Raw genomic sequence first — 15451 nt, 5'->3', positions numbered from 1 at the left:
CAATGACGAAAGATGGGGCCGACGCGCGGGAACTACCTTTCAGTGTGCAGCCGTCCCTTGCGCGATTGCATTGCGCGGCGGCAGGGGGCATTTGCGAGGGATGCCCTTTAAGAACCGTCCCGCAAGCAATCGGCCCACCGGCAACCGCCCGATAAAAGATCGTTCGGTAAAGGATCGTCCCGCTCCCGGCCTGCCTACTCGCAAGCAGATTCTCGACTTCATCCAGAACTCGACCGAACCGGCGGGCAAGCGTGAGATTTCGCGCCACTTCGGGCTCAAGGGCAATGAGAAGATCCAGCTCAAGGCGCTGCTCAAGGACATGGCCGAAGAGGGCCTGATCGACGGCAAGCGCACCGCCTTCCACAAGATGGGCGGCCTGCCCAAGGTCACCGTCCTGCGCGTGATCGACATCGACGAGGGCGAGGCGATCGCCGTTCCCGATACCTGGCAGCCCGAGGACGCCACGCCGCCGCCGCGCATCCGCCTGGTCGAGAAGGGCCGCGGGTCCGCGCTCAAGAAGGGCGACCGCGTGCTGTCGCGCACCGAGGAGACCGGCACCGGCTGGCGCGCCTTCCCGATGAAGAAGCTGGAACTGCGCTCCGAGCAGATTCTCGGGGTCGTTGAGATCGACGGCGGCGGCAAGCCCTGGCTCGCGCCCGTGGACAAGCGCATCCGCAATTCCTCGCCGATCTCGGACCTCGGCGAAGCCAAGGCGGGCGAACTGGTGCTGGGCGTGCCCATCGGCCGTTCGGCGCGGCCTTCGGTGAAGATCACGGAAGTGCTGGGGGAGCCGCTGGCGCCCAAGTCGTTCAGCCTGATCGCCATCCACAAGCACGGCATTCCCAACCACTTCATCGAGGAAGTGCTGGAAGAGGCGCAGGTTTCGGCCAAGCTGCCGCTCAGCCCCGACCATCGCGAAGATCTGCGCCACCTGCCGATCGTCGCCATCGATCCGTCCGACGCGCGCGACCACGACGACGCGATCTGGGCCCAGCCGGACGGCCAGGGCGGTTTCGACGCGCTCGTGGCCATCGCCGACGTGTCCTTCTACGTGCGCCCTGGCGGCCAGATCGACCGCGAGGCGCGGCGGCGCGGCAATTCGGTCTACTTCCCCGACCGCGTCGTGCCGATGCTGCCCGAAGTGCTGAGCGCCGACGTCTGCTCGCTGCGCTCGGGCGAGGACCGCGCGGCAATGGCCTGCCATCTCAAGATCGATGCCGAGGGCAAGGTCGTCGACTGGCGCTTCACCCGCGCCATCGTGCGCATCGACGAAGTGATCGCCTACGAGGAGGCGCAGGCGCGCATCGACGAGGGCCGGGCTCAGGAGCACCTGACGAACCTCTGGGCAGCTTGGAAGGCGCTGGCGACGGCGCGCGCGAACCGCGATCCGCTGGAACTGGAACTGCCCGAACGCCGGGTAAAGCTGGACGAGAAGGGCCGCATCACCGAGATCGCCATTCGCGAGCGGCTCGATGCGCACCGCGTGGTCGAGGACTTCATGATCGCCGCCAACGTCGCCGCGGCGAAGGCGCTGGAGGCCAAGGTCGCGCCCGTCGTCTACCGCATCCACGAGACGCCGAGCCGCGAGAAGCTGATGGCGCTCAAGGACTACCTCGCCACGTTCGGCAAGAAGCTGGCGATGGGGCAGGTCATCACGCCGAGCCTGTTCAACCGCATGCTCAAGGACGTGACTGACGAGACCGAGAAGGCGCTCATCATGGAAGCGGTCCTGCGCAGCCAGACGCAGGCGTACTACGGCCCTGCCAATGCCGGGCACTTCGGCCTGGCGCTGGCGTCCTATGCGCACTTCACTTCGCCGATCCGCCGCTACGCCGACCTTCTGGTCCACCGCGCGCTGGTCGATGCCTATGGACTGGAGCAGCCGAAGCCCAAGGCGGACATCCCGGCGCTGTCGGGCCTGTCCGAGCGTGATCGCGAAGACCTAGGCCGCGTCAGCGACGCCATCAGTCAGGCCGAACGCCGCGCCATGGAGGCCGAGCGCGAGACGATCGACCGCTACGTCGCCGCATGGCTGGCGAGCCGCGTGGGCGAGGTGTTCGACACGCGCATCACCGGCGTCCAGAAGTTCGGCTTCTTCGCCACTATCGTCGGCCTCGGCGGCGACGGTCTGGTCCCGGTCTCGACGCTGGGCGACGAGCGTTTCACCTATGACGATAAGGCGCAGGTGCTGGTCGGCGACGAGACGGGAACGACCTTCTCCATCGGCCAGATCCTCAAGCTGCGACTGGCAGAGGCGAACCCGCTGACGGGTGCGCTCAAGTACGAACTGCCCGACGGCGGCGGCCGGATCGAACCGCGTGGGAACGCTCCGGCGCTCAAGCACAAGGGCAAGCACTTCGTCGGCCAGCGCGGTCGACCGAAGAACATCCGGCATCAGGGGCGCGGCAAGCGGTAGGAGTTCGTCGCCCCGGATTTGCTCCGGGACGACGACGTGTCTGTACCCCCTTGATGGCGCTGTGGTGCCGCTAGGTGCCGTTCAGTACACGCTAGCTGAGCCGTTCGATGGCCTCCGCATCGAGCCCGCCGGGCACCACGAACACCGGGCAGGTCATGTGCGCCATGCCGACCCCGGTGAAGTGCGAAACCAGCGCGCCGGGCCCGCCTTCCTTCGCCGCGCCGAGGACGAGCGCGGAAACCTCGGGGTGTTCCTCAAGGTATTTGCGCACGACCTTGATGTCCTCGCCCATCCGCACCGAGATGACCGGCATCTTGGCGCCTTGCGACAAAAGGTTGCCGGCAGCCGCTGTAACCAGCGTTTCCGCCCGCGCGCGCGCCTCTTCCTCGATGGTTGCCTGAACCCCGGCGAAGGCGTTGAAGGGCTGCGGCGGGACCAGCGCCAGAAGGTGCAGCGCACCGTCGGTCTTGGCCGCGCGGCGGGCCGCGAACTGCAGGGCGACGAGCGCTTCCTCGCTCTCGTCGACGATCACCAGATAGATGCGCATTGGCTGTACCCTCTCCATCGGGCTTATCGATACGTGAAGGCTGCAACACAAGCCACCACTGTTGCGAAAAAAGAAACTGTAAGGCGCTTGAACGCAACGCTCAAGCCGTCCAAGGAGGGGGCCAACTCCGATTAATGGCCTCCCCCGGACAATAAGGAACGCGAAGTTTCCATGCCCATCGAGATCAAGATGCCCGCCCTTTCCCCCACGATGGAAGAGGGCAAGCTGGCCAAATGGCTGGTGAAGGAAGGCGACACCGTTTCCTCCGGCGACATCATGGCCGAGATCGAGACTGACAAGGCGACCATGGAATTCGAAGCCGTCGACGAAGGCGTGATCGGCAAGATCACCGTCGCCGAAGGCACCGAAGGCGTCAAGGTCGGCACCGTGATCGCCATCCTCGCCGGTGAAGGCGAAGATGCGTCCTCGGTCGAGGCTCCCAAGGCCGATGCGCCGAAGGCTGCCGCGCCCAAGGAAGAAGCTCCGAAGGCAGAGGCTGCTCCGACGCCCACTCCCGCAGCGGCTCCGAAGGCCGCGGCTTCGGGTGATCGCGTCGTCGCATCGCCGCTCGCCAAGCGCATCGCCGATGCCAAGGGCGTCGACCTGTCGGGCGTGACCGGCTCGGGTCCGAACGGCCGTATCGTCAAGGCCGACGTCGAGGCCGCGCAGGGTGGCGCCGCAAAGAAGGCCGCTCCGGCTCCCGCAGCTTCTGCTCCGGTCGCAGCGCCCGCTGCCGCGACTTCCTCGGTCGAGATGGCCGACGAGACCCGCGCCCTGCTCGACGCCCGCGTGCCGCACACGGTCGAGAAGCTTTCCGGGATGCGCAAGACCATCGCGCGGCGCCTTACCCAGTCGATGCAGGAAGCACCGCACATCTACCTCACCGTAGACGTGCAGCTCGACAAGCTGATGGCGCTGCGCTCGCAGATCAACGCCACGCTGGAGAAGCAGGGCGTCAAGGTTTCGGTCAACGACATGCTGGTCAAGGCCCTCGGCATGGCGCTGATCGCGGTGCCGGAATGCAACGTGACCTTCGCCGGTAACGAGATCATCAAGTACGAGCGCGCCGACGTTTCGGTCGCCGTGTCGATCCCGAACGGCCTCATCACCCCGATCGTCACCGGCGCGAACGAGAAGTCGTTCTCGGCCATCGCCAAGGCGACCAAGGATCTCGGCACGCGCGCCAAGGAAGGCAAGCTCAAGCCCGAGGAGTACCAGGGCGGCACCGCCTCCATCTCCAACATGGGCATGATGGGCATCAAGCAGTTCACGGCCGTCATCAACCCGCCGCAGTCGACCATCCTCGCCATTGGTGCAGGCGACAAGCGTCCCTGGGTCATGCCAGACGGGTCGCTGGGAGTGGCGACGATCATGACGGCAACGGGCAGCTTCGATCATCGTGCCGTGGACGGCGCCGATGGCGCACGCCTGATGGCCGCGTTCCGCGAGTTCGTCGAGAACCCGCTTGCGATGATCGCCTGAGATGGACGCTGAGGCCGGAGATCTGGTCATTCGCGTTACCGCGATGCCCACCGACCTCAACCCCTATGGCGGCGTCTTCGGGGGCTGGCTGATGAGCCAGCTTGCCCTTGGCGCCGCCTCGCTGGTCACTCGCCGCACCGGCCACAAGGCCGTGGTGGTGGGGGCGACCGACTTCACCTTTCCCGGCGTCATGGTCGTGGGCGACGAGCTAAACGTCTATGCGAAAGTGCAGCGCACCGGCCGCACCTCGATGACGATCGCCACGCGCGGCTTCGGCCGGGCGCGGGCGAGCGAGCAGGAGGTGGAGGTTGCGACCGGCCTGTTCACTTTCGTGACGCTGGACGAGAACGACAGGCCGCGGGCCGTAACCCCGGCCTCGGAGATTGTGTGACATGGCGGAAGACTACCGCGAACCCGTCATCCGCATCACTGCCATGCCCGCCGATGCCAACGCCTATGGCGACATCTTCGGGGGCTGGCTGATGAGCCTGATGGACATGGGGGCGGGGCTGATCGCTGCGCGCCACTCGCATGGCCGTGCCGTGACCATCGCCATGGACGGGATGCAGTTCCACAAGCCGGTGAAGATCGGCGACGAGGTCAGCGTCTACGGTGAACTGCGCAAGGTGGGCCGTTCCTCGATGACCATCGCGGTCGAGGCATGGCGGCGTCACCGGCATGAAGAAGAACAGGTGAAAGTGACCGAGGCGGTCTTCACCTTCGTTGCGATAGACGACGCGGGCAGGCCCCGCGCAATCGAGCAGGAGAGCTAATTCAGTGGCTGATACTTACGACGTCATCGTTCTCGGTTCCGGCCCCGGCGGCTATGTCGCGGCGATCCGCAGCGCACAGCTGGGCCTCAAGACCGCCATCGTCGAGCGCGAACTGCTCGGCGGCATCTGCCTCAACTGGGGCTGCATCCCGACCAAGGCGCTGCTGCGCTCGGCCGAGGTGCTGCACCACATGAAGCACGCCAAGGACTACGGCCTGGCCGCAGAGAACATCACCGCCGACCTCGACGCCATCGTCAAGCGTTCGCGCGGCGTGGCCAAGCAACTCAATCAGGGCGTCACGCACCTGATGAAGAAGAACAAGATCACCGTCCACATGGGCACCGGCAAGCTCGTCGCGCCGGGCAAGCTGGAAGTGACCGGCGACAAGGGCACCGAGACCCTTTCGGCCAAGCACATCATCATCGCCACCGGCGCCCGTGCGCGCGAACTGCCCGGCGCCAAGTCGGACGGTAACCGCATCTGGACCTATCGCCATGCGATGACTCCGAAGGAAACCCCGACCAAGCTGCTGGTCCTCGGTTCGGGCGCCATCGGCATCGAATTCGCGAGCTTCTACAACGACCTTGGCGTCGACGTGACGGTCGTGGAGATGATGGACCGCATCGTTCCGGTCGAGGACAAGGACGTCTCCACGTTCCTCGAAAAGGCGCTGACCAAGCAGGGGATGAAGATCCTCACCGGCGCCAAGGCGAGCGACGTCAAGGCTTCGGACAAGGGCGTCTCAGTCAAGATCACGCCCAAGGGCGGCAAGGAAGAGACGCAGGAATTCAGCCACGTCATCGTCGCCATCGGCATCGTGCCGAACGTCGAGAACATCGGCCTGGAAGAACTCAAGATCGAGCCGGACGAGAAGTTCTTCGTCAAGGTGGACGACTATGGCCGCACCAACGTGCCAGGCGTCTGGGCCATCGGCGACTGCGTGAAGGGCCCGTGGCTTGCCCATAAGGCCAGCCATGAAGGTGTCACCACCGCCGAATCGATCGCCAAGGAACTCGGCAACAAGGAGGTGCACCCGCACCCGCTCGACCGTCGCAATATCCCGGGCTGCACTTACTGCCACCCGCAGATCGCTTCGGTCGGCCTCACCGAAGCCAAGGCCAAGGAAGAGGGCTACGAGGTCAAGGCCGGCACCTTCCCGTTCATCGGCAACGGCAAGGCTATCGCGCTGGGCGAGCCGGAGGGCTTCGTGAAGACCGTGTTCGATGCCAAGACCGGCGAACTGCTCGGCGCGCACATGATCGGCGCGGAAGTGACCGAGATGATCCAGGGCTACGTGGTCGGCAAGACGCTGGAAACCACCGAGCAGGAACTCATGAACACCGTGTTCCCGCACCCGACGATTTCGGAGACGATGCATGAGGCGACGCTGGCCGCCTATGGTCGTGCGATCCACATCTGACGTCTGGTTCAGAGCTGAAAAAGAAGAGGGCGGGCCGCAAGGTCCGCCCTTTTTCGTATCAACTGGCGGCGCGGACGATGTGTTCGAACACGGCGACGTGGAGGCTGTCGGTGAACTCGCAGCCGACCGCGCCGTCGCGGATCCAGCAGATACGGGCGCTCAGCAGTTGCAGGCCGGGAATGCGGATGCGCAGCGGCACTTCCATGCGCGCATCGGGCAGGCGCGCGATGCGAAAGCCGCCGGGTGACAGGTCTTCGAGCCGGGCCTGCTGCCACGGACGGGTGCCTTGCCGCACTTCGCACAGGATCGAGACACCGACTCGTGCGGAGCGCGGCATACGGTCGCCGCTGAAGCCGGTGATGGGGGAATCGCGCATGGGGTCTCCTTGGGGGGACCACCCCATGCGACGCAAAAGGTTACCAGTGCGTTAGCGATTTGCGAGCGCTTTCCCGCTGTCCCTCAGCGGAACGATTTTGCGAGCACCACCAGCGTCGGATCGCCTTCCAGCGGTTCGGGCCGGAAGCCCTTTTCACGCTCCAGTTCAATGGCCGCATGGTTGTCGCGGCTCTCGATTGCGATGGCTCGGCGACAGCCCCGCGCGGCAGCCTGATCGGCGATGTAGTCGAGCATTGCCCAGCCGATTCCCTTGCCGCGATGGCTCGCGCAGACCGATATCGCGATCTCGGCCGTATCGAGCGGCCCATCGCAAGCCAGCACGCCCGAGGCGACGACCTGTCCGCTCGCGCGGTTGAAGCCGAGCCACGATTCGGTGCGGAAGTGATCGGCATGGACGAGCGGCTCAAGCTGTTCCGCACAGACGTGATCGGCGGCGGCGAGAAAGCGGAAACGGCGGTCCTCGTCAGTCACGCGCTCGAAGAAATCGACGAGCGCCGGTCCGTCCGCCTCGGTTGCGGGACGCACGTCGAGGTCGATGCCCGAACGTGTGGGGAGGGTGACTGTCCAGAACGGCATGGGATGCTGTCTTTCATCAAGGAACGATGCGACATGGCTACGCCGAAGCGCGTCGCAGTACCTTGATCGAGATCACATAGCCCGCCATCCTGCACGAAACCGGCGGGGCCGTTCGACCATTGTCCAATGTGATCGGCACCCGTCCAGTGTGCTATTGCAGCATCAAGGCCGGGCGCCCCGGCGAGAGAGACCTGAGAGGAGAAACCGAAATGGCCGAGGCCGTCTATCCCGTTCCCGCCGCGTGGAGCCGGGATGCCCTGATCGACGACGCCCGCTATCAGGAGATGTACGCAAAGTCGGTCGCCGATCCCGAGGCATTCTGGGCGGAAGAAGCGAAGCGGATCGACTGGATCAAGCCGTTCAGCGTGGTCAAGCAGACGAGTTTCCATGAGGAGGACTTCGGCATTTCGTGGTTCACCGACGGAACGCTCAACCTTTCCGCCAACTGCCTCGACCGTCATCTAGCCACGCGCGGCGATGACATCGCGATCTTCTGGGAGCCGGACAGCCCCGATACCCCGGATCGCCGCATCACTTATCGCGAACTGCACGAACAGGTCTCCCGCTTCGCCAACCTGCTGAAAGCGCGCGGCGTGAAGAAGGGAGAGCGCGTCACCATCTATCTGCCGATGGTGCCCGAGGCTGCCGTGGCGATGCTGGCCTGCGCGCGCATCGGGGCGATCCATTCCATCGTCTTCGCCGGTTTCTCTCCCGATGCACTGGCGAACCGCATCCAGGACTGCGACAGCCGCATCGTCCTGACATCCGACGAGGGCCTGCGCGGCGGCAAGAAGGTGCCGCTCAAGGCCAATGTCGACGAGGCGCTGAAGATCTGCCCGGGTGTCGACAGCGTGATCGTGCTTGCCCGCACCGGCGCGGATGTGCCGATGGTCGAAGGCCGCGATATCGCCTGGGCCGCCGCCGTCGCCGAACAGCCTGCCGAATGCGCGCCCGAAGAGATGAACGCCGAGGATCCGCTGTTCATCCTCTACACCTCCGGTTCCACCGGCAAGCCCAAGGGCGTGCTGCACACTACCGGCGGCTATTCCGTCTGGGCCTCGATGACGCACGAATACGTCTTCGATTACCGCCCGGGCCAGATCTACTGGTGCGCCGCCGATATCGGCTGGGTCACGGGCCACTCCTACGTCGTCTACGGCCCGCTGATGAACGGCGGCACCACCGTGATGTTCGAAGGTGTGCCGAACTATCCCGATCCCAGCCGCTTCTGGCAGGTCGTCGACAAATACAGCGTCGAGATCTTCTACGGCGCCCCCACGGCCCTGCGCGCGCTGATGCGCGAGGGGGACGACTGGGTGAAGAAGACCAGCCGCACGTCGCTGCGGCTGCTCGGTTCGGTCGGCGAACCCATCAATCCAGAGGCATGGGCCTGGTATCACGAAGTCGTGGGCGAGGGGCGTTGTCCCATCGTCGATACCTGGTGGCAGACCGAGACGGGCGGCGTCATGATATCGCCGCTGCCCGGCGCCACCGCGCTCAAGCCCGGCTCCGCCACGCGCCCGATGTTCGGCGTGCAGCCCAGACTGCTCGACAACGACGGAGCGCAGATCGAAGGCTCGGGCGACGGCTGCCTCGTCATCACCGACAGCTGGCCCGGCCAGATGCGCACCGTCTGGGGCGATCACGAGCGCTTCTTCCAGACCTATTTCACCACCTTCAAGGGCAGCTACTTCACCGGCGACGGGTGCCGCCGCGACGAGGACGGCTACTACTGGATCACCGGTCGCATCGACGACGTGATCAACGTATCGGGCCACCGCATGGGTACGGCGGAGATCGAAAGTGCACTCGTCGCCCATCCCAAGGTCGCCGAAGCGGCGGTCGTCGGCATGCCGCACGAGATCAAGGGGCAGGGCATCTACGCCTTCGTCACCTGCAATGCCGAGGTCCAGCCCGACGAGGCGCTGCGCAAGGAATTGGTCGCCTGGGTCCGCCACGAGATCGGCCCGATCGCCACGCCCGACGTAATCCAGTTCGCCCCGGGCCTGCCCAAGACCCGTTCGGGCAAGATCATGCGCCGCATCCTGCGCAAGATCGGCGAGAACGACGTCTCGAACCTCGGCGACACGTCGACGCTGGCCGATCCTTCGGTAGTGGACAATCTGCTCGCCAACCGACCGCAACCCGCAACCGCGTGATATCTTCGGCGTCGCGGCGTAGTGCCGCGACGCCGTTTACGGTGCCCCGGACTGGCTGCGCAGATAGACGATGATATCGGCGCGATCGAGCGGGTCCGGAACGCCAGCAAACTGCATGGTTGTGCCTGGCACGAGCTTGGCCGGGTTCGCCAGCCATTTATCCAGCGTGCTCGCATCCCAACGACCACCTGCATTACGCAGTGCAGCGGTATAGCCAAAGCGCCCGCTCGTCCGTCCCATGGACTGCCCGTAGACGCCGTGCAGATTGGGGCCTCCCATATCCGGCGCCCCTTCCGTAATCCGGTGGCAGGCTGCGCATTGTCTGAACTTGCGGGCCCCGGCATCGACCTCCGCCACCTTCAACAGCGCATCGAGTGTCGGGTTTGGTCCTGCAGCGCGCATGCGCTCCTCATGCCTGTCGTCCGCGCATCCCGAAAGAAGCGCGGCAACAGTGACGAGGATTAGAAATCCGGCTCTGGTCATTACCGAGCTCTAGTCCCGCCGCCCGGGACTTCCCATCGGACGATTTGTCCCAGTGATCGGGGCTATGTGAGGGGTGTGGCGGACAGGGTGGGATTCGAACCCACGGTGAGCTTGCGCCCACGGCGGTTTTCAAGACCGCTGCCTTAAACCACTCGGCCACCTGTCCGCTGCGTCCCTGCGCATAGCTCAAAGTTGCGGCAGCGCAAGAGCGATCATGGGCGGTGAGGGGCATCGGGCTTGCGGCGACTGTCCACGACAGCAGGCGCACAGCCATTTGCAACCGCAGCGCTTTGTGCGAAGTTTCGTCGTGATGACCTTTGCCTCCTTCATCCGATCGCTACGCCTTCCCGTCTTTGCCATCACCCTTGCGCTCCCCGCGGCGCAGGCTTGCGCGCAGCCGGAGAGTTTCCCGGACTACCTGCAGACCGTCGCCTCCCATGCCCGTAAGCAGGGGGTCAGCGACAGCGCGATCACCAGCGTGCTGACCGGGCTCACCCCGAACGACCGTGTGATCGCACTGGACACATCGCAGCCAGGAAGCCGGGGCGCACCGCCACCGCTCGCGCCTTACATCGCGCAGCACGTCGGCGCGTCCATCGTTGCGCGAGGCAAGGCGCGCTATGCTTCGCTTGGCTCGATCCTGCCGCAGATAGAGCGGCGCTATGGCGTGCCCGCACCGATTCTCTTCGCGATCTGGGGCCATGAAACCAACTACGGCAGCTACACCGGCGATTTCGATCTCGCCCGCTCGCTGGCGACACTCGCCTGGGAAGGCCGTCGCCGCGAACTGTTCGAGAGCGAGTTGATCGCGCTCATGAAGATGGTCGATCGCGGCGTGCCCCGCTCGCAGCTCAAGGGCAGTTGGGCCGGGGCCTTCGGCTATCCGCAGTTCCTGCCGAGCGTCTATTTGCGCCTTGCAGTCGATGGCGATGGCGACGGACGCGCCGACATCTTCAACAGTTCCGCAGACACGCTGGCGTCGATCGCCAACTACTTCCGCGATGCCGGATGGCGACCGGGCCAGCCGTGGGGCGTCCGGGCCAGTCTGCCTGCGGGGTTCAACGTCAACAGCTATGCCACGAAGCTGTCGTCGCCAGCCTGCGCGGCCGTTCATGCGCGCCATTCGCAATGGAAGACCGTATCGCAATGGCGCGCGCTTGGCGTGACACCGCAGACGGCCATCGGCAGCGACGTGCTCGCCTCGCTGTTCCAGCCCGACGGACCAGGCACCCCGGCTTATCTGTTAACCGGTAATTATCGGGTCATCCTCCAGTACAACTGCTCCAACTACTACGCGATGTCCGTGGGGCTGCTTGCTGATGAGATTTCCCGTTAACCACGCCCTGCCGCTTGCGGCGCTGGTCCTGCTCGGCTCGGGCGGCGCTTTCGCCGCGACCCGCAGCCCGCAGCCCGCCTCTCCGGCAACAGGGCCGGCTGCCGACTACCCGGTTGTCGTGGGCGAGCCGTTCACCATCGGCAGCACCGTCTGGACGCCCAGCGACCAGCTCAACTACGACGCGGTAGGCAATGCAATCGTTGGCGAAGGCGTCGGCGTCACCGCCGCGCACAAGACGCTGCCGCTGCCATGCTATGTCGAAGTGACCTCGCTTGAGACCGGACGGACCATTCTCGTGCGCATCGAGCGGCGCGGGCCGATGGTCAACGATGCGCTGATCGAACTTTCCCCAGACGCCTCGGCGCAGCTTGGCATGGCACCGGGATCGAAGAGCCCCGTGCGGGTGCGCCGGGTCAACCCGCCCGAACAGGAGCGCGCTATGCTGCGCACGGGTGGCCGAGCACCGGAGCGAATGGCGACGCCGGACGGGCTGCTCAAGGTTCTGCGCCGAAAGCTGGCGGACCAGTCACCGCTGCTGCCGCCTCCCTCCACGCCACCCACCATGCCCAAGGGCGAGCCGCCTGTAGTATCTTCAAAGGTCGCGGCGCCTTCTGCAATCACCATGAAGCCCGTTCCGTCGGCCAAGACAGCTCCGGCTCCGAAGCCTTCCAAACCTGCAGTCGCTGCTCCTGCAATCGCGCAGCCAGCGAAGCCGCCGGTCGCCGCGACGCCGAAACCGTCCGCCAAGCCTTCAGTCGAAGTGGTCAAGCCAAAGCCGGATGTCGCCGAAAAGGGCGCATTCGTCGTGCAGGTCGCCGCGTTCTCGTCCGAAGCTTCGGCCCGCAAGGTCGCGGCACAGCTCGGCGGCAGCGTTTCGCCTGCGGGCAAGTTCTGGCGCGTGCGGCTCGGACCCTACGCCAACCGTGCAAAAGCTGCTCCGGCGCTGGAGAAGGCCAAGGCGGCGGGCTATAGGGATGCCCGAATCCTCGGCGCGGACTGAAACTGAAACGTCTCCCGCGCGCAAACCAGACGCCGCAGGGCGCGCGGGAGAAGTCGGGTCTTGAAGTCGTTTTCCAAAGTTCTGAAGCTGGCCCTCGCAGTGACGATTCCTGTGAGCGCGTCGGCCGCCACCATCCCGACGCCGCCCCCGCAAGTCGCGCCGATCCCGGTCAGCCTGCTGGTAGATCTCGGTTCCGGCCAGGTGCTCGAGCAGAAGCACCCCGACACGCCCTTCCTGCCCGCCTCCGTCACCAAGGTCATGACCGCGTTCGTGGCGTTCGAAGAGATCGGCGCGGGCCGCCTCAGCCTCGACCGGCAGTTCCAGGAGCGGCCCGAGACCGAGAAGGAATGGTTCGCCAAGGGCACCAACATGTACATCACGACCAAGGACAGGCCGACCACGCGCGATCTGCTCCACGGTATCATGACGGCCTCGGCCAACGATGCCGCCGTCGTGCTGGGCGAAGGCTATGCGGGCAGCGTTGCGGGCTGGGCTGCGAAGATGAACGACGCGGCACGGCGCCTCGGCATGACGCGCAGTCACTACAACACGCCCAATGGCTGGATGGATGAGGGCAACACTTACGTCACCGCCAGCGACCTCGTGCGCCTCGCCGATGCGATGATTACCCGCTACCCGGACCTGTACCGGGAATTCTCCGGCCACAAGCGCTGGGTCTGGCGCGACGTGAACATGCGCAGCCATGACCCGACGGTCGGCGTCGTGCCCGGCGCGGACGGCATCAAGACCGGCTACACGCGCGAGGCAGGCTACAACTTCCTCGGCACGGCCGAGCGCGGCGGGCGCCGTCTGGTGATGGTGCTGGCCGGCTCGCCGTTGCCCAAGGTGCGCGACGATGCCGCCAAGGCACTGCTCGAATGGGGATTCGCCGCCTGGGACACGCGCCATCTGTTCGATCAGGGGCAGACCGTGGCACAGGCGAAAGTGCAGGGCGGCGATGCCCGCTCTTTGCCGCTTGTCGCCAATCGAGAAGTCCACGCGACCATCCCGCGCGGGACGCAGCCCGGCATTACCCTCGCCGTCCATTATAACGGTCCGATCGTCGCACCCGTCCGCAAGGGCGAGCAGGTGGGTGAACTGGAAATCCGTGTCGCCGGCCTCGCTCCGGGCCGCGTGCCGCTCTACGCCGGGCGTGACGTCGGCACGGCGGGTTGGCTGGACAGGCTGCTGAACGGGCTTATCAACCTGTTCTCATGACGCAGGGTCGATTCATCGCGCTTGAGGGCGGGGAGGGGGCGGGCAAGTCCACGCAGGCCCGCCTGCTCGCAGATGCCCTGCGTATCCGCGGGTTCGACGTCGTGACTACGCGCGAGCCGGGCGGCACTCCGGGAGCGGAGGCGATCCGCGCGCTTCTTTTGAACGGCGTGGAGGGGGACGGCGGCGAAAGTTGGAACCCGCGCGCCGAGGCGTTACTGTTCGCTGCGGCACGCTCTGATCATGTACACCGCCTCATCCGCCCGGCACTGGCGCGCGGCGCCTGGGTGATCTGCGACCGTTACCTCGATTCGAGCAGGGCCTATCAGGGTGGCGGTGGCGGGCTGTCTGACGCGGATATCGCTACGCTCCACGACATCGGCAGCGATGGGCTCCTGCCCGACCTGACACTGCTGGTCGAGGTCAGTCCGGCGATCGCGGTACAGCGACTGGCGTTGCGGGACACCGAAGGCAGCGATCGCATCGGTGGTCGCGATGCCGGATATCACGCCCGCGTCGCCAGCGCCTTCTCGGCCTTTGCCGACGAAGAACCGGCCCGCTTCGCACGCATCGACGGTGACGGCGATCCGCAAGCGACGCATGCGCTGGTCGTCGCCGCACTGGCCCGGTTCCTGCCATGAGCGTGCCAACGCCCGTAGTCGGTCAGGACGCTGCATGGCAGGAATGGCTCGCCGCTCTGGCCTCCGAGCGCATGCATCACGCGTGGCTGCTGAGTGGCGCCAAGGGCCTCGGTAAGCGCGCCTTCGCCCGGGCAGCAGCAGCCGAACTGGTCCGCGTGCCCGGGGCGCCGGTGCCGGACATCGACGCGCATCCCGACATCCATATCCTCGACCATCTCCCCGCCAACGACGACGAAGCGAAGAAGAAGGCCGAGGGCAAGCCCTACCAGACCAAGCGGAACATCACCGTGGACCAGATCCGCGCGATGATTCGCCGCCTGGCCACCAAACCCACCTTCGGCGACCGCCGCGCCATCGTCATCGACCCTGCCGACGACATGGAGAAGGGCGCCGTCAATGCGCTTCTCAAGGCATTGGAAGAGCCGCCTGTGGGCACGTATTTCCTGCTCGTCGCCCACCAACCCGGACGCCTGCTGCCGACGATCCGTTCGCGTTGTCGCGTCCTGCGCTTCGCGGCATTGGGAACCGACGAACTCGACGCGGTAATCCGGCGCGATGCGCCACAGGCCGATGCTGCAGCGCGCGCCTCCGCCATCGCTGCCGCTCAAGGCTCGCCCGGTATCGCACTCGATATTGTCGAGCATGACCTCGGCATCATCCACGCCCTGATGATGCGCATCCTCCAGCGCGGCGACGCCGATTTCTCGCTACGCGGCGCACTGGCAGACGAGATGGGCGGGCGCCCCGCACGCGACCGGCAGATCGCCACGCTGGAACTCGCGCGCGCCGTGCTGGTACATGAACTGCGCGACGCGCCGCGACGCCGCCAGCTTGGTATCATCGAGGCATACGGGGCGTTGACCAAACTCGCGACTCAGGCTCCGACCTACAATTTCGACGCCGGGCTGCTCATAATGGAAATTGGCGGGTTGCTGGCCTCGGCTGCGATGCCTAGAGAAGCGGCACGCTAGCGCGTTTTACTGGGCCGTGGCCTGAGTTCAGAACGC

General features: G+C 65.8%; 15 protein-coding genes and 1 tRNA gene. 11 read left to right on the top strand and 5 right to left on the bottom strand.

From position 1 onward, the window contains the following. The first annotated feature begins 100 nt into the window (after positions 1–100). The gene (gene rnr, locus LO787_RS17025) at positions 101–2416 is read left to right on the top strand and encodes a ribonuclease R (RefSeq protein WP_232492183.1); all 2316 of its coding nucleotides are present in this window, start codon (positions 101–103) and stop codon (positions 2414–2416) included. A 91-nt stretch (positions 2417–2507) separates the two neighbouring features. Here the strand turns inward: rnr and LO787_RS17020 are convergent, their stop codons facing one another. Then, a complete protein-coding gene (locus LO787_RS17020) occupies positions 2508–2963 on the bottom strand; it encodes a universal stress protein (RefSeq protein WP_232492182.1) in 456 nt (151 codons plus the stop codon). Positions 2964–3134: 171 nt separating this feature from the next. On the opposite strand from LO787_RS17020, the gene LO787_RS17015 reads away from it, so the two are divergent. From LO787_RS17015 to lpdA, 4 genes are read left to right on the top strand one after another with little or no spacing between them, the layout of a single operon-like run. Next, complete coding sequence (locus LO787_RS17015) at positions 3135–4445, top strand: pyruvate dehydrogenase complex dihydrolipoamide acetyltransferase (RefSeq protein ID WP_232492181.1); 1311 nt, start codon at positions 3135–3137, stop codon at positions 4443–4445. Between the two features lies 1 nt (position 4446). Further along, positions 4447–4836: an acyl-CoA thioesterase gene (locus LO787_RS17010; protein WP_232492180.1), complete on the top strand. Its 390-nt coding sequence runs from the start codon at positions 4447–4449 to the stop codon at positions 4834–4836. Between the two features lies 1 nt (position 4837). Beyond that, positions 4838–5218: an acyl-CoA thioesterase gene (locus tag LO787_RS17005; RefSeq protein WP_232492179.1), complete on the top strand. Its 381-nt coding sequence runs from the start codon at positions 4838–4840 to the stop codon at positions 5216–5218. Between the two features lie 4 nt (positions 5219–5222). Beyond that, complete coding sequence (gene lpdA, locus LO787_RS17000) at positions 5223–6638, top strand: dihydrolipoyl dehydrogenase (protein WP_232492178.1); 1416 nt, start codon at positions 5223–5225, stop codon at positions 6636–6638. Positions 6639–6696: 58 nt separating this feature from the next. Here lpdA and LO787_RS16995 read toward each other — a convergent pair whose 3' ends face one another. Together LO787_RS16995 and LO787_RS16990 are read right to left on the bottom strand one after the other, a co-directional pair. Next, entirely contained in the window at positions 6697–7014 is a 318-nt protein-coding gene (locus LO787_RS16995; RefSeq protein WP_232492177.1) for a PilZ domain-containing protein, read from the bottom strand. 83 nt (positions 7015–7097) lie between these two features. Continuing rightward, positions 7098–7610, bottom strand: coding sequence for a GNAT family N-acetyltransferase (locus LO787_RS16990; RefSeq protein WP_232492176.1), 513 nt, complete (start codon positions 7608–7610; stop codon positions 7098–7100). 209 nt (positions 7611–7819) lie between these two features. Between LO787_RS16990 and acs the strand changes: the two genes are divergently transcribed. After that, positions 7820–9769: an acetate--CoA ligase gene (gene acs, locus LO787_RS16985; protein WP_232492175.1), complete on the top strand. Its 1950-nt coding sequence runs from the start codon at positions 7820–7822 to the stop codon at positions 9767–9769. Positions 9770–9805: 36 nt separating this feature from the next. Here the strand turns inward: acs and LO787_RS16980 are convergent, their stop codons facing one another. After that, on the bottom strand, positions 9806–10252 hold the full coding sequence (locus tag LO787_RS16980) for a c-type cytochrome (protein WP_232492174.1): 447 nt from the start codon (positions 10250–10252) through the stop codon (positions 9806–9808). Between the two features lie 76 nt (positions 10253–10328). Next, positions 10329–10418: transfer RNA gene (locus tag LO787_RS16975), tRNA-Ser, on the bottom strand. 144 nt (positions 10419–10562) lie between these two features. Here LO787_RS16975 and LO787_RS16970 point away from each other — a divergent pair. Genes LO787_RS16970 through LO787_RS16950 form a run of 5 tightly spaced genes read left to right on the top strand, consistent with a single transcriptional unit; the run spans position 10563 to position 15415 of the window. Beyond that, the gene (locus tag LO787_RS16970; protein ID WP_232492173.1) at positions 10563–11588 is read left to right on the top strand and encodes a lytic murein transglycosylase; all 1026 of its coding nucleotides are present in this window, start codon (positions 10563–10565) and stop codon (positions 11586–11588) included. Next, entirely contained in the window at positions 11572–12588 is a 1017-nt protein-coding gene (locus LO787_RS16965) for an SPOR domain-containing protein (protein ID WP_232492172.1), read from the top strand. The genes LO787_RS16970 and LO787_RS16965 overlap by 17 nt, the downstream gene beginning before the upstream one ends. Positions 12589–12648: 60 nt before the next feature. After that, complete coding sequence (locus LO787_RS16960; protein ID WP_232492171.1) at positions 12649–13806, top strand: D-alanyl-D-alanine carboxypeptidase family protein; 1158 nt, start codon at positions 12649–12651, stop codon at positions 13804–13806. After that, entirely contained in the window at positions 13803–14444 is a 642-nt protein-coding gene (tmk, locus tag LO787_RS16955) for a dTMP kinase (protein WP_232492170.1), read from the top strand. The genes LO787_RS16960 and tmk overlap by 4 nt, the downstream gene beginning before the upstream one ends. Continuing rightward, entirely contained in the window at positions 14441–15415 is a 975-nt protein-coding gene (locus tag LO787_RS16950) for an AAA family ATPase (protein ID WP_232492169.1), read from the top strand. The genes tmk and LO787_RS16950 overlap by 4 nt, the downstream gene beginning before the upstream one ends. Positions 15416–15451 lie beyond the last annotated feature (36 nt).

This window comes from Novosphingobium kaempferiae, from assembly GCF_021227995.1.
Lineage (GTDB): Bacteria > Pseudomonadota > Alphaproteobacteria > Sphingomonadales > Sphingomonadaceae > Novosphingobium > Novosphingobium kaempferiae.
The sequence above is the reverse complement of the archived record's forward strand: the minus strand, read 5'-3'. Positions and strand labels throughout refer to the sequence as shown.